Raw genomic sequence first — 18,074 nt, 5'->3', positions numbered from 1 at the left:
CCACTTGTGCAACGAGCTCAGGTGGGTTTATCCACAGAGCTTATGCACAGACCACTGGTCGCCTTTTTAGCGGTTAAGGCATTGATTTTGGCTGGCCTGTGAGCAACCTACATGTGGATAAGTGGACGGCTGGCCGCTACAATGGCGGCTGTTTTTGCCTCACCGGCTTTCAACTTAGGGGATATCCGTGTCAGTGGAACTTTGGCAGCAGTGCGTGGAGCTTTTGCGCGATGAGCTGCCTGCCCAGCAATTCAACACCTGGATCCGTCCGCTACAGGTCGAAGCCGAAGGCGACGAGTTGCGTGTCTATGCGCCCAATCGTTTTGTCCTCGACTGGGTCAACGAGAAGTACCTGGGCCGCGTTCTCGAATTGCTCGATGAACATGGCAACGGTCTGGCTCCTGCTCTCTCCCTATTAATAGGCAGCAAGCGCAGCTCGGCTCCCCGCGCCGCGCCGAATGCGCCATTGGCCGCCGCTGCGTCGCAAGCCCAGGCCGCTGTGGCGCCTGTCGCCGCAGCACCTGCACCGGCAGCTGCGCCGTCCAAGCCGTCCTCGCGCAAAAATGCGCCAGAGAATGAGGAGCCGTCCCGCGACAGCTTCGACCCGATGGCCGGTGCCAGCTCCCAACAGGCACCTGTGCGCTCCGAGCAACGTACTGTGCAGGTAGAAGGCGCGCTCAAGCACACCAGTTACCTGAACCGCACCTTTACCTTCGAGAACTTTGTCGAAGGCAAGTCCAACCAACTGGCCCGAGCGGCCGCCTGGCAGGTCGCCGATAATCCCAAGCATGGTTACAACCCGCTCTTCCTTTATGGCGGCGTGGGCTTGGGTAAGACGCACTTGATGCACGCCGTTGGTAACCACCTATTAAAGAAGAACCCGAATGCCAAGGTGGTTTACCTGCATTCGGAGCGCTTCGTGGCCGACATGGTCAAGGCCTTGCAGCTCAACGCAATCAACGAGTTCAAACGTTTCTACCGCTCCGTTGATGCCCTGTTGATCGATGACATTCAGTTCTTCGCCCGCAAGGAACGTTCCCAAGAGGAGTTCTTCCACACCTTCAACGCCCTGCTCGAAGGTGGCCAGCAGGTCATCTTGACCAGTGACCGTTATCCGAAGGAAATCGAAGGCCTGGAAGAACGTCTGAAGTCGCGTTTCGGCTGGGGCCTGACGGTTGCAGTCGAGCCACCGGAGCTGGAAACCCGTGTTGCGATCCTGATGAAGAAGGCCGACCAGGCTAAAGTCGATCTGCCGCACGATGCTGCGTTCTTCATCGCCCAACGCATCCGTTCCAACGTGCGTGAGCTGGAAGGCGCGCTCAAGCGGGTCATCGCTCACTCGCACTTCATGGGCCGCGATATCACCATCGAGCTGATTCGCGAGTCCTTGAAAGACTTGTTGGCCTTGCAGGACAAGCTGGTGAGTGTGGATAACATCCAGCGCACCGTGGCCGAGTACTACAAGATCAAGATTTCCGACCTGCTGTCCAAGCGCCGTTCGCGCTCGGTCGCACGTCCACGTCAGGTTGCCATGGCCCTCTCCAAGGAGTTGACCAACCACAGCCTGCCGGAAATCGGTGATGTGTTCGGCGGACGCGACCACACCACGGTCTTGCATGCATGCCGCAAGATCAATGAACTTAAGGAATCCGACGCGGATATTCGCGAGGACTACAAGAACCTGCTGCGTACACTGACTACGTGATGACACCAGCGCAGCTTATTAAGGCAAGGGACTAGACCATGCATTTCACCATTCAACGCGAAGCCCTGTTGAAACCCCTGCAACTGGTCGCAGGCGTCGTCGAGCGCCGACAGACCTTGCCGGTGCTTTCCAACGTATTACTGGTGGTCGAGGGGCAGCAGTTGTCCTTGACCGGTACCGACCTGGAAGTCGAACTGGTGGGTCGCGTCCAGCTCGAAGAGCCCGCGGAACCGGGCGAGATCACCGTGCCGGCGCGCAAGCTGATGGATATCTGCAAAAGCCTGCCCAACGATGCGCTGATCGACATCAAGGTGGATGAGCAGAAGTTGGTGGTCAAGGCAGGCCGTAGCCGTTTCACCCTGTCGACCTTGCCGGCCAATGACTTTCCAACCGTAGAAGAAGGCCCGGGCTCGCTGACGTGCAGCCTGGAGCAAAGCAAGCTGCGTCGTTTGATCGAGCGCACCAGCTTCGCTATGGCTCAGCAGGACGTGCGTTACTACCTCAACGGTATGCTGCTGGAAGTATCGGAAGGCATCATCCGCGCCGTGGCCACCGACGGTCACCGTCTGGCAATGTGCTCGATGCGTGCCGATATCGGTCAGCCGGATCGTCACCAGGTGATCGTTCCACGCAAAGGTATCCTTGAACTGGCGCGTTTGCTCACCGAGCCGGACGGCAACGTCAGCATCGTGTTGGGCCAGCACCACATTCGTGCCACCACCGGCGAGTTCACCTTCACCTCCAAGCTGGTCGACGGCAAGTTCCCAGACTACGAGCGTGTGTTGCCTAAAGGTGGCGACAAGCTGGTGGTCGGTGATCGTCAGGCCCTGCGTGAAGCCTTCAGCCGTACTGCGATTCTGTCCAACGAAAAGTACCGTGGTATTCGCCTGCAACTGGCCAACGGCCAACTGAAAATCCAGGCCAACAACCCGGAACAGGAAGAGGCGGAAGAAGAGGTGGGTGTCGACTACAACGGCGCATCGCTGGAAATCGGCTTTAACGTGAGCTACCTGTTGGACGTGCTGGGTGTCATGACCACCGAACAGGTTCGTCTGATCCTGTCGGACTCCAACAGCAGCGCCCTGGTGCAAGAATCTGACAACGACGACTCGGCTTACGTTGTCATGCCGATGCGCCTGTAATCATGCTCAGCAGAAGCTAGATGTCCCTTAGTCGCGTCTCGGTCACCGCGGTGCGCAATCTGCACCCGGTGACCTTCTCCCCTTCCCCCCGCATCAACATCCTCCATGGCGCCAACGGCAGTGGTAAAACCAGCGTGCTGGAAGCCATCCACCTGCTGGGGCTTGCGCGTTCCTTCCGCAGTGCCCGTTTGTTACCCGTGATTCAGTACGAACAATTGGCCTGTACCGTATTTGGCCAAGTGGAACTGGCTGAGGGCGGACATAGCAGCCTGGGGATATCGCGTGATCGCGGTGGCGAATTTCAGATCCGAATCGACGGGCAAAATGCGCGCAGCGCAGCGCAACTCGCCGAGATCCTACCGTTGCAACTGATCAACCCCGACAGCTTTCGATTGTTGGAGGGGGCCCCGAAAATTCGTCGGCAGTTTCTCGACTGGGGCGTGTTCCACGTGGAACCACGCTTCATGGCCACTTGGCAGCGCCTGCAGAAGGCCCTGCGGCAGCGGAACTCATGGCTGCGGCATGGTACACTTGACGCCGCTTCGCAAGCAGCCTGGGACCGTGAACTGTGCCTGGCCAGCGACGAAATAGATGAATACCGCCGCGCCTATATCAAAGCCTTGAAACCAGTCTTTGAGCAGACCTTGAGCGAGTTGTTGGACCTCGAGGGGCTGACGCTGAGTTATTACCGGGGTTGGGACAAAGAGCGTGAGCTGAGTGCAGTGCTCGCAACGTCCTTGCAACGGGATCAGCAAATCGGACACACCCAGGCCGGCCCCCAGCGCGCTGATTTGCGCCTTAGATTAGGTGCACACAATGCTGCGGATATCTTGTCCCGCGGCCAGCAGAAGTTGGTGGTCTGTGCATTGCGTATCGCGCAGGGCCATTTGGTTAGCCAGGCTCGACGCGGTCAGTGTATTTATTTGGTGGATGACTTGCCGTCAGAACTCGACGAGCAGCACCGCCGCTCGCTATGCCGCTTGTTGGAAGACTTACGCTGCCAGGTGTTTATCACCTGTGTAGACCACGAATTATTGAGGGAAGGCTGGCAGACGGAAACGCCAGTCGCTTTGTTCCACGTGGAACAAGGCCGTATCACCCAGACCCACGACCATCGGGAGTGAAGGCATGAGCGAAGAAAACACGTACGACTCGACCAGCATTAAAGTGCTGAAAGGTTTGGATGCCGTACGCAAACGTCCCGGTATGTACATTGGCGACACCGATGATGGTAGCGGTCTGCACCACATGGTGTTCGAGGTGGTCGATAACTCCATCGACGAAGCTCTGGCCGGTCACTGCGACGACATCAGCATTATCATCCACCCGGATGAATCCATCACCGTGCGTGATAACGGTCGTGGCATCCCGGTAGACGTGCACAAAGAAGAAGGCGTTTCGGCGGCAGAGGTCATCATGACCGTGCTCCACGCTGGCGGTAAGTTCGACGACAACTCCTATAAAGTATCCGGTGGTTTGCACGGTGTAGGTGTGTCGGTAGTGAACGCCCTGTCCGAAGAACTGATCCTCACTGTCCGCCGTAGCGGCAAGATTTGGGAGCAGACCTACGTCCACGGCGTACCACAGGAACCGATGAAAATTGTCGGCGACAGTGAAACCACCGGTACCCAGATCCACTTCAAGCCATCGGAAGAAACCTTCAAGAACATCCACTTCAGCTGGGACATCCTGGCCAAGCGGATTCGTGAACTGTCTTTCCTTAACTCCGGTGTCGGCATCGTCCTCAAGGATGAGCGCAGCGGCAAGGAAGAGCTGTTCAAGTACGAGGGTGGCCTGCGTGCGTTCGTTGAATACCTGAACACCAACAAGACCGCGGTCAACCAGGTGTTCCACTTCAACATTCAGCGCGAAGACGGCATCGGCGTGGAAATCGCCCTGCAGTGGAACGACAGCTTCAACGAGAACCTGTTGTGCTTCACCAACAACATTCCGCAACGCGATGGCGGTACTCACCTAGTGGGTTTCCGTTCCGCGCTGACGCGTAACCTGAACACCTACATCGAAGCGGAAGGCTTGGCGAAGAAACATAAAGTCGCCACCACCGGTGACGATGCCCGTGAAGGCCTGACGGCGATTATCTCGGTCAAGGTACCGGATCCGAAGTTCAGCTCCCAGACCAAAGACAAGCTGGTGTCTTCCGAAGTGAAGACCGCGGTTGAACAGGAAATGGGTAAATACTTCTCCGACTTCCTGTTGGAAAACCCGAACGAAGCCAAGCTGGTCGTCGGCAAGATGATCGATGCTGCACGCGCCCGTGAAGCCGCGCGTAAGGCCCGTGAGATGACCCGCCGTAAAGGTGCGCTGGATATCGCCGGGCTGCCAGGCAAACTGGCTGACTGCCAAGAGAAAGACCCTGCCCTCTCCGAACTGTATCTGGTGGAAGGTGACTCTGCAGGCGGTTCCGCCAAGCAGGGTCGTAACCGTCGCACCCAGGCCATCCTGCCGTTGAAGGGCAAGATCCTCAACGTTGAGAAGGCCCGCTTTGACAAGATGATTTCTTCCCAGGAAGTCGGCACCTTGATCACGGCATTGGGCTGCGGTATTGGCCGCGATGAGTACAACATCGACAAGCTGCGTTACCACAACATCATCATCATGACCGATGCTGACGTCGACGGTTCGCACATCCGCACTCTGCTGCTGACCTTCTTCTTCCGTCAGTTGCCGGAGCTGATCGAGCGTGGCTATATCTACATCGCCCAGCCGCCGTTGTACAAAGTGAAAAAGGGCAAGCAAGAGCAATACATCAAAGACGACGACGCCATGGAAGAGTACATGACGCAATCGGCCCTTGAAGATGCGAGCCTGCACCTGAATGACGAAGCGCCGGGCATCTCGGGTGAGTCGCTGGAGCGCCTGGTCAACGACTTCCGTATGGTCATGAAGACGCTCAAGCGTTTGTCGCGCCTGTACCCTCAGGAGCTGACCGAGCACTTCATCTACCTGCCAGCCGTGAGCCTGGAGCAGTTGGGCGATCACGCCGCCATGCAAGATTGGCTGGCCCAGTACGAAGTACGCCTGCGTACTGTGGAGAAGTCCGGCCTGGTATACAAAGCCAGCCTGCGTGAAGACCGTGAACGTAACGTATGGCTGCCAGAGGTCGAACTGATCTCCCACGGCCTGTCCAACTACGTCACCTTCAACCGCGACTTCTTCGGCAGCAACGACTACAAGACCGTAGTCACCCTCGGCGCTCAACTGAGCACCCTGCTGGACGACGGTGCTTACATTCAGCGTGGCGAACGCAAGAAGCAGGTCAAGGAGTTCAAGGAAGCCTTGGACTGGTTGATGGCGGAAAGCACCAAGCGTCATACCATCCAGCGCTATAAAGGTCTGGGCGAGATGAACCCTGATCAGCTGTGGGAAACCACCATGGACCCTGCTCAACGTCGCATGCTGCGCGTGACCATCGAAGACGCCATTGGCGCAGACCAGATCTTCAACACCCTGATGGGTGATGCGGTCGAGCCTCGTCGTGACTTCATTGAGAGCAATGCTTTGGCGGTGTCTAACCTGGACTTCTGATCAGGCACATCAGCTAAAAACAAAAGGCCAACGCTTAGCGTTGGCCTTTTTTATTGGTCTGCAGACTCGAATTCTTAAATGCTCCACGTGGAACATCGGCGTACTCAATTTTGCGCGGCGGGTGTCACACTCTCCAACCGATACCCGTACCCATAGATCGTCAACAGCTGCCAACCGCGATCAGCTGTCAGCCCTAGCTTGTTACGCAGGCGGTAGATATGCGTGTCCAACGGCCGCGACGACACCATTTCTTCGTGGCTCCAGAACCGCTCATACAGGTACTCGCGAGACAACGGTCGGGCCAGGTTGGCAAATAGACAACTTGCCAAACGGTATTCTCGTTCTGTCAGGTTGATGGGTTTGCCCGCTCGGGTGACGGTCAGTTCGGCATCGTCGAAAGTCAGATCGTTAAAGCTCTGCACTTCCTGGGTGGCCGACTTTTGCAAACCGTGGCGCCGCAGGACGGCGCTGACTCGGGCTTTGAGTTCGTTGGGCCGAAACGGCTTGCTGACATAATCATCCGCCCCACTATTCAACGCCGTTACGATGTCACTCTCGGCATCGCGACTGGTGAGCATGATGACGGCAGGGGGCGATTCCATGTGCTCGCGAGTCCAGCGCAATAACGCGATCCCGGAGATGTCCGGCAGTTGCCAGTCAAGAATCAGCAGGTCAAAGGTTTCCCGGCGTAGCTGGCGCAGCAGGTCTTCACCACGTTCGAAAAAATGCAGCGACCAAGGCTGTTCAGTCGGGCCGGGAATCTGTCGCAGTGTCTGTTCCACCCGTCGCAACTCCGCGGGTTCGTCATCCAGTATTGCGACACGCATGGGTGGGGTCCTTCCTACAAAAAACGAGAGCTTGGATAGGGGCACATGCTGTACAAATGCCGGCCTCTGAATCTGAATAATTATGGGCGGATTTTACGGTGCTCGTATCTCTCGATACGCTGAAAGCGCCGTAAACGCCACCCACTACGTCCTCAAAGAAAGATACCGGCTCCAGTCGGTCAAGAAAAGGGTCGGTGCCGATCGCCTCGCTGGTGCGTAATGCCTGCTTGAATGTGCGGTATCGTTCATTGCGCGGCCGCGGGAACTCCTCCAATGAGACCCAAATAAGCTTCACTGGTTTCAGAACACCGTATGCACTTCATCGCAACCCCATGGAGAGGGATCCTGGGCTTATGAAATCTTTACTCAATGACCATCGACTCCTTGGCACCCTTTTGGCGGTAGCCCTGTGAACCTATGGCGCAAAGCCGAGAAACGCCAACCTACCCAGGCGCAGCTTTTGTTTCATGGGCTGGTTCGTGAATGGCTGTTGATCGGTTTGGTGCTCCTGCCCTTCACCGCGTACTTATCCTTGAGTGCGGGGCTGGCACTCAACAATCCGCTCTATGACAGCCTGCGCCGCCTGACGCCGTTACCGGCAGATCCACGGATCGTTCTGGTGACCATTGATACGCCCAGCCTGGAAGCACTAGGCCCGTGGCCCTGGCCGCGCAGCGTGCATGCCGAGCTGATTGAACGCCTGAACGCCGCACAGCCAGCGGGCATTTTGTTTGACGTGATCTTCAGTGAGCCCGGCGACAATAATGACGACCAACAACTGGCCGATGCCGTCTGCAAAGCCGGCAATGTATTGCTGCCCATCGCCGGGGACAGCAGCGTCAGCCCCAGGGCCCAGATAACGCCGTTGTCGCCACTCCTCAAGTGCGCCAAGGGCGTCGGGCACATCAACGTCGAAGCGGATAACGACGGAGTGGTGCGCAGCGTGTATCTACGTGAAGGCCCTCCGGGAAGCACACTTCCTCAGTTGGCGTGGCTGGCATTCGCCATGAGCGAGCACGCCGAGACGATGCCGGGCCTGCCGCAAGAGCCTACTGGAGGTCACTGGCACCAGGAACATGAAATCCGTGTGCCGCTCACTTCGGAACCAGACCATTTTCCCAGTGTGTCCTACGTCAGCGTATTGCGCGGCGAGGTACCTCCCGAGTCGCTGCGTGGTCGCCTGGTTCTGATCGGCGCCTCAGCCTATGGCATGGCCGATCGTTTCGTGACGCCGCTCTCTTCCACCGTAGGTACTACAGCGGGCGTTGAGATCCAGGCGGACGTACTGAATGGTTTATTGCAGGGCCGCAGCATCGTCGATTTGCCCGGCTGGCTGGCGGCGTTGCTGGCAACGTCCCTGGTGGCCCTGCTGTTGGGCCTTCTGCTTGTGCGCCCACGCTACGCCCTGTGGATGACCTTGGCAGGCATGGCCGTGGCTTTGCTGGGCTCATGGGCCTTATTGCGCCTGGGCCACTGGTGGAGCCCCGCAGCGTGCCTGATCGGTTTGTTGCTGAGTTACCTGATCTGGAATTGGCGACGTCTGAGCGTGATCCTCGCCTACTTTGGCTGGGAACTGGCACGCCTGGATAACGAGCCCAAGGTGCTTCCGGAACGTCGTCGCGCGCCCGCCAGTAAGGGCGATGTGCTGCAAGGGCGGATCTTTGCCCTTGAACAAGCCGTCAGCCGTACCCGCGATACGCGGCGCTTTATGGCTGATGGCTTGGAGTGCCTGCCGGTAGCGACCCTGATTACCGATCCCCAGGGCAGTATCCTGTTGGCCAACCGCGTGGCCCGTGAAGTATTCGGCAATGATCTGGTCGGCGAAAACCTCGTCGAACAGCTCGCCGATCTGGGTTATCCCCCGCTGCATAATGGTGTACGCCCTGCCCTCTCGGCGCTGGAGCTGGTCGAGTTTCGCGATATCCACCAACGCAGTTTGCGCATGGAACTGGCCCCTTTGCTGCCTGCCGAAGGGGATTTCGCCCTCGGCTGGTTGTTGAGCCTGACGGACCTGAGCAAGGAGCGTGAAGCCCAGCAGCATCGCGAGACGATGCTGCGTTTCCTTTCCCACGACCTGCGTGCGCCACATTCAGCGATCCTCGCCCTGCTGGACGTGCACAACGGGGAGTCCCCGGTGTTTACTCAGATCGAACAGCAGGTACGGCGAGCCTTGAGTCTGACCGAATCCTTTGTGCAATTGGCCAAGGCTGAAGCGGACGGTTACCAGTTCCAGCCCACCCTGTTTGCCATGCTGGTGATGGACGCCTTTGATCAAGTGGCGGTGATTGCTCAGTTGAAGGGCATCCATTTGCTCCATGACCTGGATGAGGCGGATGAAGCCATGGTCTATGCCGACCAATCGCTGCTCACCCGGGCATTGTTCAATGTGCTGGAGAATGCGATCAAATACTCCCCATCTGGCACCACCGTCAGGTTAAGGCATGGCAGTGCGCAAGGCTGGTTGGAATGCGGGATAAGTGATCAGGGGCCGGGGATTGCGCCGAAGGATCTACCGGAGTTGTTCAACCAATACCGACGTTTCGATTCGGCCCAGGGCAGTGAAGGTCTTGGGTTGGGCCTGACTATGGTCAAGGCGGTAGTAGAACGGCATGGAGGGCGGATCGTGTGCGAAAGTGAGCTAGGCAAGGGCTCGACGTTTATCCTGCTGCTGCCGCTATTGGAGGACTGAAAAAGCGGCTTTTTTGCTGTGCATAAAAAACCGGTCACAAGGACCGGTTTTTTTATGAAGAAAAAACTTATGCACGTTTTTCTGAATTTTATGAGCTTCAGAAATATGTAAGTAAATCAGCTTGTTATGAAGCAAAAAAGCCAATTCGCCAACAAAGCGTACACAGGTTATCCACAGATCCTCAAACGGCCGGCGTCTCCACCACCACCGGTTCCGGAGGCAGGGAGCCCATGGCCCGTTGCTGCGCCTCATTCCACGCCGCAGCGCGGTCGTTCAGGGCGGCGATGGCACGTGGTCCTTCGCCTTCTGCATACATCGGTTCGCCGATCACTACGGTGATAGTCCCTGGGCGTTTAGCCCAGCCAGTCTTGGGCCAGAACTTGCCAGCGTTATGCGCAATCGGCAGCACAGGCAGGTTGGCGTTGACCGCCAGGGCGGTACCACCGCGTGAGAACTTGCCCACTGTGCCGTAGGGGACCCGCGTGCCCTCAGGGAAGATCAGCACCCAGACGCCGTCCTTGAGCAACTCATCGCCCTTCTTGGCGACATGCTTGAGCGCAGCCTTGGGGTTGTCCCGGTCGATGGCGATCGGACGCAACATGGCCATGGCCCAGCCGAAGAATGGCACATACAGCAACTCGCGCTTGAGCACCTGGCTCAACGGCGAGAAATACGCAGAGAGGAAGAACGTCTCCCAAGTGCTCTGGTGGTTCGAGAGAATCACGCACGGCTGATCAGGAACGTTTTCAGCGCCCTTGACCTCGAAACGAATATTCAGGAACACCTTGCTCAGCCACAAAGCGCAGCGGCACCAGTAGACATTGATAAAGCGATAGCGCGCCTTGAAGGGCAGGAAGGGTGCAATAAAAAAGCTCAGGGTGCACCAGAGAAACGAACTGGTGCCCAGCAGCAGGTAAAAGAAAAAGGTTCTGATGGCCTGCAAGATCGACATGGCGGCATTTACCGTTGCGGGACACGGCCCGCCTGTTAAAAGCGCACTCCCGAACAGTCCTTGGTCAGGAAGTCGAGGGCGGCTAGTTGTTGATAAGTTCTGCGGCAACGGCCGCCAGATCGTCAAAAATCAAGGTGCCTACCGGCAGGTTTTTAGCCTGGGTCTTTTCGCCTTTTCCGGTTTTAACCAAAACTGGCTGAGAGTCGACGGCTTTGGCCGCCTCCAGGTCACCGAGGCTGTCCCCGACGAACCATATCCCAGCCAAGGGCACCTTGTAATGTTCTGCAATAATTTTCAACATGCCAGGCTTGGGCTTGCGGCAATCGCAGCCTTCGTCCGGCCCGTGGGGGCAGTAGACCACCAGCCCTACCTCACCGCCCTGTTCGGCCACTAGCGTGCGCAACCGCGCGTGCATGGCGTCCAGGGTGGCGATGTCGTAGTAACCGCGGGCGATGCCGGACTGGTTGGTGGCGATGGCCACTGTCCAGCCGGCTTTGCTCAACTGCGCGATGGCCTCGATCGAACCGGGCAGCGGGATCCACTCCTCCACCGACTTGATGTAAGCGTCGGAGTCGTAGTTGATCACCCCGTCCCGATCGAGAATCAGCAGTTTCAACATGGTCAGCCCAGTACGGAGATGTCGGCGATATTGATGAACAAACCACGCAGACGCGCGAGCATGGCGTAACGGTTTTTCCGTACGCCGGCATCTTCGGCATTGATCATCACCGCTTCGAAGAACGCGTCTACCGGTTCACGCAGAGACGCCAGGCGCGCCAACGCTTGCGCGTAGTCACGCTCGGCGATCAGCGGCTTCACGGCGTTCTCTGCCTTGGCGATGGCCGAGTTCAGCGAGAACTCCTTGGCGTCGGCAAACAGGCCAGGGTCGACTTCGGCACTGCCGAGGTTATCGGCCTTGCTCAGCAGGTTCGACACGCGCTTGTTCACGGCGGCCAGGGCATCGGCTTCCGGCAGCTTGCGGAACGCTTGCACGGCTTGTACACGCTGGTCGAAGTCCAGTGCCGAACCCGGTTGCAGGGCACGTACCGACAGGTAGACGGAAACGTCCACGCCTTCGTCTTCGTAACGCGCACGCAGGCGGTCGAACACGAACTCCAGCACTTGCTCGGCCAGGCCGGCTTGCTTGACCTTGGTGCCGAACTGGCCGACGGCGAATACCACGGCCTGGGTCAGGTCGAGGTCCAGCTTCTTGTCGATCAGGATACGCAGCACGCCCAATGCCGCACGGCGCAGGGCATACGGGTCTTTGCTGCCGGTGGGCAGCATGCCGATACCGAAGATACCCACCAGCGTATCGAGCTTGTCGGCAATCGCCACAGCCGCACCCGTCAGGGTGGTCGGCAGTTCTGCACCGGCACCGCGTGGCATGTACTGCTCGTTCAGGGCCAGGGCGACATCGTCCGGCTCGCCGTCGTTGAGGGCGTAGTAGTAACCGGCAACACCTTGCATCTCAGGGAACTCGCCGACCATTTCGGTGGCCAGATCGCACTTGGACAGCAAGCCGGCACGCGCAGCCCATGCGGCATCACCGCCAATACGTGGGGCAATGTAGGCCGCCAGCTTGGACACACGCACGGCCTTGTCGTAGACGCTGCCGAGTTTTTCCTGGAACACCACGTTTTGCAGGCGCAGGTTGAAGTCTTCCAGCTTCTGCTTCTTGTCTTGCTTGAAGAAGAACTCGGCGTCGGTCAGGCGCGGGCGCACGACTTTTTCGTTACCGGCGATGATCTGCTGCGGGTCTTTGCTTTCGATGTTGGCGACGGTGATAAAACGCGGCAACAACTTACCGTCCACATCCAGCAGGCAGAAGTATTTCTGGTTGTCCTGCATGGTGGTGATCAAGGCTTCTTGCGGCACATCGAGGAAACGCTCTTCGAACGAGCACACCAGCGGCACCGGCCATTCCACCAGGGCGGTCACTTCGTCCAGCAGGCTTGGCGGCACGATGGCGGTGCCTTCCTGCAGGCGGGCCAATTCTTCGGTGCGCTTGCTGATCAGCTCGCGACGCTCATTGGCGTCGGCCAGCACATAAGCAGCGCGCAGGTCGTTGAGGTAGTTGGCCGGCGAAGTGATACGCACGCTTTCTGGATGATGGAAGCGGTGACCACGGGACTCACGACCGGCCTTCTGGGCGAGGATGGTGCAATCGATGACCTGGTCACCGAGCAGCATCACCAGCCATTGGGTCGGACGCACGAACTCTTCCTTGCGCGCACCCCAGCGCATGCGCTTGGGGATAGGCAGGTCGTTCAGGGAGTCTTCAACGATGGTCGGCAACAGGCTGGCGGTCGGCTTGCCGGTGATGACCTGGCTGAAACGCAGTTTCGGGCCACTTTGGTCGATCTCGCTCAGCTCTACGCCACACTTCTTGGCAAAGCCAAGGGCGGCCTGGGTCGGGTTGCCGTCGGCATCGAAAGCTGCCTGACGCGGTGGGCCGTCCAGGTTGATGTTGCGGTCCGGCTGCTGGGTTTCCAGCGCGGTCAGCAGCACAGCCAGACGGCGCGGCGCGGCGTAGACTTTTTTGGCTTCAAACTTCAGGCCGGCAGTCTGCAGGCCTTTTTCGATACCGGCCAGGAACGCATCGGCCAGGGTATTGAGTGCCTTGGGTGGCAGCTCTTCGGTGCCCAGTTCAACCAGGAAATCTTGAGCACTCATTGTGCAGCCTCCAGCTTAGCCAACACTTCATCACGCAAATCCGGGGTTGCCATCGGGAAGCCCAGCTTGGCGCGAGCCAGCAGGTAGGCTTGGGCGACGGAACGCGCCAGGGTGCGCACACGCAGGATGTATTGCTGGCGCGCAGTAACCGAAATAGCACGGCGGGCATCCAGCAGGTTGAAGGTATGGGACGCCTTCAACACCATTTCATAGCTTGGCAACGGCAGCGGCTGGTCGAGTTCGATCAGGCGCTTGGCTTCGCTTTCATAGAAGTCGAACAGTTCGAACAGCTTGTCGACGTTGGCGTGTTCGAAGTTGTAGGTGGACTGCTCCACCTCGTTCTGATGGAACACATCGCCGTAGGTCACCTTGCCGAACGGGCCGTCAGCCCATACCAGGTCGTAGACCGAGTCCACGCCTTGCAGGTACATGGCCAGGCGCTCAAGGCCATAGGTGATCTCGCCAGTGACCGGGTAGCACTCGATGCCGCCGGCTTGCTGGAAGTAAGTGAACTGCGTCACTTCCATGCCGTTGAGCCAGACTTCCCAGCCCAGGCCCCAGGCGCCCAGGGTTGGCGATTCCCAGTTGTCTTCGACGAAACGAATGTCGTGCACCAGTGGGTCCAGGCCCACATGCTTGAGCGAGCCCAGGTACAGCTCCTGGAAGTTGTCCGGGTTGGGCTTCAATACCACCTGGAACTGGTAGTAGTGCTGCAGACGGTTCGGGTTTTCGCCGTAGCGGCCGTCAGTCGGGCGACGACTGGGCTGCACATAAGCGGCGTTCCAGGTTTCCGGGCCGATGGCCCGCAGGAATGTAGCGGTGTGGAAAGTGCCGGCGCCTACTTCCATATCGTAGGGCTGAAGTACCACACAACCTTGCTCGGCCCAGTATTGCTGGAGGGCGAGGATCAAGTCTTGGAAGGTACGCACGGCTGGCGTAGGCTGGCTCACGAAATTCACCTGTTACTTGGGCTGCGATTTAAAGAGCGGGAGTATACCCGATTCGGCCCCGCCACCACTCCCTGGAGCCTTATGCCACGCTGCTTTTGGTGTTCTGAAGATCCGCTGTACATGGCTTATCACGATCAAGAGTGGGGAACGCCGCTGCGCGATGCGCAGGGTTTGTTCGAGTTGCTTTTGCTCGAAGGGTTCCAGGCAGGCCTGTCCTGGATCACCGTTTTACGCAAACGCGAGCATTATCGAAAGGTCTTGTTCGGGTTTGATGCGCAGCGCCTGGCCCAGTTGAGCGACGAAGAAATCGAGGCGCTGATGCAGGATCCCGGCATCGTGCGCAATCGCTTGAAGCTCAATGCCACCCGGCGCAACGCCGCGGCCTGGCTGGCGCTGGAAGACCCGGTGGGGTTGCTGTGGTCGTTTGTCGGCGGCAAACCCAAGGTCAATCACTTCAAGGATCGCAGCGACGTCCCGGCGATCACGCCCGAAGCCGAAGCCATGAGCAAAGCCTTGAAAAAGGCCGGCTTCACTTTCGTCGGGCCGACCATCTGCTACGCCTTCATGCAGGCCTCGGGCATGGTCATGGACCACACCCAGGACTGCGACCGTTACGCGGACTTGGTCAACGCCGGTTAGAATGCCGGCTTTGCGCACCACACACGATCAGGAGTGAACTGTGGAAAAGTTTAAAGGCGCCTTGCTGGTAGGCGCTCTTCGGTTGTTTGCCCTGCTGCCCTGGCGCGCTGTACAAGCCGTCGGCACAGGGATCGGCTGGATCATGTGGAAAACCCCCAACCGTTCCCGCGATACGGTGCGGATCAACCTCTCCAAATGCTTCCCGGACATGGACCCGGCAGAGCGCGAGCGCCTGGTGGGCCGCAGCCTGATGGACATCGGCAAGTCCCTCACCGAAAGCGCCTGCGCGTGGATCTGGCCGGCGCAGCGCTCCATCGACCTGGTCCGCGAAGTCGAGGGCCTGGAAGTGCTGCACGAGGCCCTGGCTTCTGGCAAAGGCGTGGTGGGCATCACCAGCCACCTGGGCAACTGGGAAGTGTTGAACCACTTCTACTGCAGCCAGTGCAAACCGATCATTTTCTATCGCCCGCCCAAGCTCAAGGCCGTGGACGAGTTGCTGCGCAAGCAGCGCGTGCAGTTGGGCAACCGCGTGGCGGCTTCCACCAAGGAAGGCATTCTCAGTGTGATCAAGGAAGTGCGCAAAGGCGGCCAGGTGGGTATTCCTGCCGACCCGGAGCCGGCTGAGTCCGCCGGGATCTTCGTACCGTTTTTTGCCACCCAGGCGCTCACCAGTAAATTCGTGCCGAACATGCTCGCGGGCCACAAGGCCGTTGGCGTATTCCTGCACGCCCTGCGCCTGCCGGACGGCTCGGGCTACAAGGTGATCCTGGAAGCGGCGCCGGAGGACATGTACAGCACCGACACCGCGACGTCCTGTGCGGCGATGAGCAAGGTAGTTGAGCGCTATGTAGGTGCTTACCCAAGCCAGTACATGTGGAGCATGAAGCGCTTCAAGAAGCGCCCGCCGGGTGAGGCGCGGTGGTATTGATTCACTACTGACTTAAATTCGCTGCGAAACCAATGTGGGAGCGGGCAAGCCCTAATGCCTGTAGGAGCGAGCTTGCTCGCGAAAAACTTCAGCGATAACGCGTGTTTCCTGAATAAACGCGGCGCCTATTGGTTTTTCGCGAGCAAGCTCGCTCCTACAGGTAGTAGGCAAGTCCCCTTCCAATCAAGCCTGGCGGTCGAGTTTCTTCAGGAACACTGCCATCTCTTTTTCGGCCTGCTTGTCGCCGTGGGCCTGGGCCGCTTCAATGCCTTTTTCCCACGCCTGTCGTGCGGAGGCACTGTCACCCTGGGCCTGGTGCGCCTTGCCCAACAACTTCCACGCCGCCGAATACTTCGGATCGAACTCGACGCATCGCTGCAAATGCTCGGCCGCCTTTGCGTTGTCCTTCAGGTCCAGATAACCCTTGCCCAGGCCAAAGCGCAGCAGCGAATTATCCACACCCTTGGCGAGCATTTTTTCCAGGGATTCGAGCATGACTGTGCGTCCTTTAGCTATATAGCGGTTTCGATATCGTCATCGCGGGCAAGCCCGCTCCCACACTTGAACGCGATCACATGTGGGAGCGGGCTTGCCCGCGATGGCGGCGGCAGGCTCACACAATTTTTTAATCAGAAAAAACTCAGCCCCACGTGGAACAGCTTCTCAACATCGCGAATATGTTTTTTATCCACAAGGAACAAAATCACGTGGTCTCCGGTGGCGATCACCGTATCGTCATGGGCAATGATCACTTCTTCATCGCGAATGATCGCGCCAATGGTGGTACCGGGCGGCAGGCCGATATCGCGGATCGCCTTGCCAATCACTTTGCTGGACTTGGAGTCACCGTGGGCAATCGCCTCGATGGCTTCCGCTGCGCCACGGCGCAACGAGTGCACGCTGACAATGTCGCCACGGCGCACGTGGGCGAGCAAGGTACCGATGGTCGCCAACTGCGGGCTGATGGCAATGTCGATATCGCCGCCCTGGATCAGGTCCACATAGGCCGGGTTGTTGATGATGGTCATCACCTTCTTCGCCCCCAGCCGCTTGGCCAGCAAGGACGACATGATATTGGCTTCGTCATCGTTGGTCAGGGCCAGGAAGATATCCGCGTCGGCGATGTTCTCTTCCATCAGGAGATCACGGTCCGAGGCGCTGCCTTGCAGTACGACAGTGCTGTCGAGGGTGTCGGACAAATGCCGACACCGCGTCGGGCTCATCTCGATGATCTTCACCTGATAGCGGCTTTCGATGGCTTCGGCCAAACGCTCGCCAATCTGCCCACCGCCGGCGATGACGATGCGTTTGTAGCTCTCGTCGAGCCTGCGCATTTCGCTCATGACCGCACGAATGTTCGCCTTGGCGGCGATGAAAAACACTTCGTCGTCAGCCTCGATCACCGTGTCGCCCTGGGGCAGGATCGGCCGGTCACGGCGGAAAATCGCGGCGACGCGGGTTTCCACGTTTGGCATGTGCTCACGCAGCTGGCGCAGTTGCTGGCCCACCAGCGGCCCGCCGTAATAGGCCTTCACTGCCACCAGTTGCGCTTTGCCTTCGGCGAAGTCGATGACTTGCAACGCACCTGGAATTTCGATCAGGCGCTTGATGTAGTGGGTCACCACCTGTTCCGGGCTGATCAGTACGTCCACCGGAATGGCGTCGTTGTCGAACAACCCGGCGCGGGTCAGGTAAGCCGCTTCCCGCACCCGAGCGATCTTGGTCGGGGTGTGGAACAGGGTGTGGGCGACCTGGCAGGCGACCATGTTGGTCTCGTCGCTGTTGGTCACAGCCACCAGCATGTCGGCATCGTCGGCACCGGCCTGACGCAGCACCGTCGGAAACGACGCGCGACCTTGCACCGTACGAATGTCCAGGCGGTCGCCCAGGTTGCGCAGGCGCTCGGCATCGGTGTCGACCACGGTGATGTCGTTGGCTTCACCGGCCAAATGTTCGGCCAGCGTGCCACCAACCTGCCCTGCTCCAAGGATGATGATTTTCATCCGGTCACTCCCTTAAA

14 protein-coding genes are annotated in these 18,074 nt (G+C 58.7%); 7 read left to right on the top strand and 7 right to left on the bottom strand.

Features of this window, described 5'->3' with window-relative positions:
- Positions 1–187: 187 nt before the first annotated feature.
- Genes dnaA through gyrB form a run of 4 tightly spaced genes read left to right on the top strand, consistent with a single transcriptional unit; the run spans position 188 to position 6,393 of the window.
- On the top strand, positions 188–1,705 hold the full coding sequence (gene dnaA / locus HU730_RS13175) for a chromosomal replication initiator protein DnaA (RefSeq protein ID WP_034129187.1): 1,518 nt from the start codon (positions 188–190) through the stop codon (positions 1,703–1,705).
- A 38-nt stretch (positions 1,706–1,743) separates the two neighbouring features.
- The gene (gene dnaN, locus HU730_RS13170; RefSeq protein WP_003187250.1) at positions 1,744–2,847 is read left to right on the top strand and encodes a DNA polymerase III subunit beta; all 1,104 of its coding nucleotides are present in this window, start codon (positions 1,744–1,746) and stop codon (positions 2,845–2,847) included.
- Between the two features lie 20 nt (positions 2,848–2,867).
- Entirely contained in the window at positions 2,868–3,971 is a 1,104-nt protein-coding gene (recF, locus tag HU730_RS13165; protein WP_003187251.1) for a DNA replication/repair protein RecF, read from the top strand.
- Positions 3,972–3,975: 4 nt separating this feature from the next.
- Positions 3,976–6,393 (top strand): DNA topoisomerase (ATP-hydrolyzing) subunit B, encoded by a 2,418-nt coding sequence (gyrB, locus tag HU730_RS13160; RefSeq protein WP_003187253.1) that lies wholly within the window; start codon positions 3,976–3,978, stop codon positions 6,391–6,393.
- A 104-nt stretch (positions 6,394–6,497) separates the two neighbouring features.
- Here the strand turns inward: gyrB and HU730_RS13155 are convergent, their stop codons facing one another.
- Positions 6,498–7,220: a response regulator transcription factor gene (locus HU730_RS13155; RefSeq protein ID WP_054917009.1), complete on the bottom strand. Its 723-nt coding sequence runs from the start codon at positions 7,218–7,220 to the stop codon at positions 6,498–6,500.
- Between the two features lie 409 nt (positions 7,221–7,629).
- On the opposite strand from HU730_RS13155, the gene HU730_RS13150 reads away from it, so the two are divergent.
- Entirely contained in the window at positions 7,630–9,909 is a 2,280-nt protein-coding gene (locus HU730_RS13150; RefSeq protein WP_186527019.1) for a CHASE2 domain-containing protein, read from the top strand.
- Between the two features lie 181 nt (positions 9,910–10,090).
- Here the strand turns inward: HU730_RS13150 and HU730_RS13145 are convergent, their stop codons facing one another.
- From HU730_RS13145 to glyQ, 4 genes are all read right to left on the bottom strand, one after another.
- Positions 10,091–10,861: a lysophospholipid acyltransferase family protein gene (locus HU730_RS13145; RefSeq protein WP_003187258.1), complete on the bottom strand. Its 771-nt coding sequence runs from the start codon at positions 10,859–10,861 to the stop codon at positions 10,091–10,093.
- Positions 10,862–10,943: 82 nt separating this feature from the next.
- Complete coding sequence (gene gmhB / locus HU730_RS13140; RefSeq protein ID WP_161793233.1) at positions 10,944–11,480, bottom strand: D-glycero-beta-D-manno-heptose 1,7-bisphosphate 7-phosphatase; 537 nt, start codon at positions 11,478–11,480, stop codon at positions 10,944–10,946.
- Positions 11,481–11,482: 2 nt separating this feature from the next.
- Complete coding sequence (glyS, locus tag HU730_RS13135) at positions 11,483–13,537, bottom strand: glycine--tRNA ligase subunit beta (RefSeq protein ID WP_186527018.1); 2,055 nt, start codon at positions 13,535–13,537, stop codon at positions 11,483–11,485.
- Complete coding sequence (glyQ, locus tag HU730_RS13130; RefSeq protein WP_003187265.1) at positions 13,534–14,487, bottom strand: glycine--tRNA ligase subunit alpha; 954 nt, start codon at positions 14,485–14,487, stop codon at positions 13,534–13,536. The genes glyS and glyQ overlap by 4 nt, the downstream gene beginning before the upstream one ends.
- A gap of 81 nt (positions 14,488–14,568) precedes the next feature.
- On the opposite strand from glyQ, the gene tag reads away from it, so the two are divergent.
- Together tag and HU730_RS13120 are read left to right on the top strand one after the other, a co-directional pair.
- Positions 14,569–15,126: a DNA-3-methyladenine glycosylase I gene (tag, locus tag HU730_RS13125; protein WP_034129191.1), complete on the top strand. Its 558-nt coding sequence runs from the start codon at positions 14,569–14,571 to the stop codon at positions 15,124–15,126.
- A 40-nt stretch (positions 15,127–15,166) separates the two neighbouring features.
- Positions 15,167–16,054 (top strand): lysophospholipid acyltransferase, encoded by an 888-nt coding sequence (locus HU730_RS13120; RefSeq protein ID WP_014716285.1) that lies wholly within the window; start codon positions 15,167–15,169, stop codon positions 16,052–16,054.
- A 183-nt stretch (positions 16,055–16,237) separates the two neighbouring features.
- Here HU730_RS13120 and HU730_RS13115 read toward each other — a convergent pair whose 3' ends face one another.
- Positions 16,238–16,549, bottom strand: a complete 312-nt coding sequence (locus HU730_RS13115) for a tetratricopeptide repeat protein (RefSeq protein WP_034129192.1) — start codon at positions 16,547–16,549, stop codon at positions 16,238–16,240.
- Between the two features lie 134 nt (positions 16,550–16,683).
- Positions 16,684–18,057 (bottom strand): Trk system potassium transporter TrkA, encoded by a 1,374-nt coding sequence (trkA, locus tag HU730_RS13110; protein WP_014716287.1) that lies wholly within the window; start codon positions 18,055–18,057, stop codon positions 16,684–16,686.
- Positions 18,058–18,074 lie beyond the last annotated feature (17 nt).

It is taken from the genome of Pseudomonas sp. SWRI22, from assembly GCF_014268395.2.
GTDB classification, from domain to species: domain Bacteria; phylum Pseudomonadota; class Gammaproteobacteria; order Pseudomonadales; family Pseudomonadaceae; genus Aquipseudomonas; species Aquipseudomonas paracarnis.
The sequence above is the reverse complement of the archived record's forward strand: the minus strand, read 5'-3'. Positions and strand labels throughout refer to the sequence as shown.

Coding starts and splice junctions, on each gene's coding strand:
- dnaN (WP_003187250.1), top strand. CDS start 1,744: ATGCATTTCACCATTCAACGCGAAGCCCTGTTGAAACCCCTGCAACTG.
- recF (WP_003187251.1), top strand. CDS start 2,868: ATGTCCCTTAGTCGCGTCTCGGTCACCGCGGTGCGCAATCTGCACCCG.
- gyrB (WP_003187253.1), top strand. CDS start 3,976: ATGAGCGAAGAAAACACGTACGACTCGACCAGCATTAAAGTGCTGAAA.
- HU730_RS13155 (WP_054917009.1), bottom strand. CDS start 7,220: ATGCGTGTCGCAATACTGGATGACGAACCCGCGGAGTTGCGACGGGTG.
- HU730_RS13145 (WP_003187258.1), bottom strand. CDS start 10,861: ATGTCGATCTTGCAGGCCATCAGAACCTTTTTCTTTTACCTGCTGCTG.
- gmhB (WP_161793233.1), bottom strand. CDS start 11,480: ATGTTGAAACTGCTGATTCTCGATCGGGACGGGGTGATCAACTACGAC.
- glyS (WP_186527018.1), bottom strand. CDS start 13,537: ATGAGTGCTCAAGATTTCCTGGTTGAACTGGGCACCGAAGAGCTGCCA.
- tag (WP_034129191.1), top strand. CDS start 14,569: ATGCCACGCTGCTTTTGGTGTTCTGAAGATCCGCTGTACATGGCTTAT.
- HU730_RS13115 (WP_034129192.1), bottom strand. CDS start 16,549: ATGCTCGAATCCCTGGAAAAAATGCTCGCCAAGGGTGTGGATAATTCG.
- trkA (WP_014716287.1), bottom strand. CDS start 18,057: ATGAAAATCATCATCCTTGGAGCAGGGCAGGTTGGTGGCACGCTGGCC.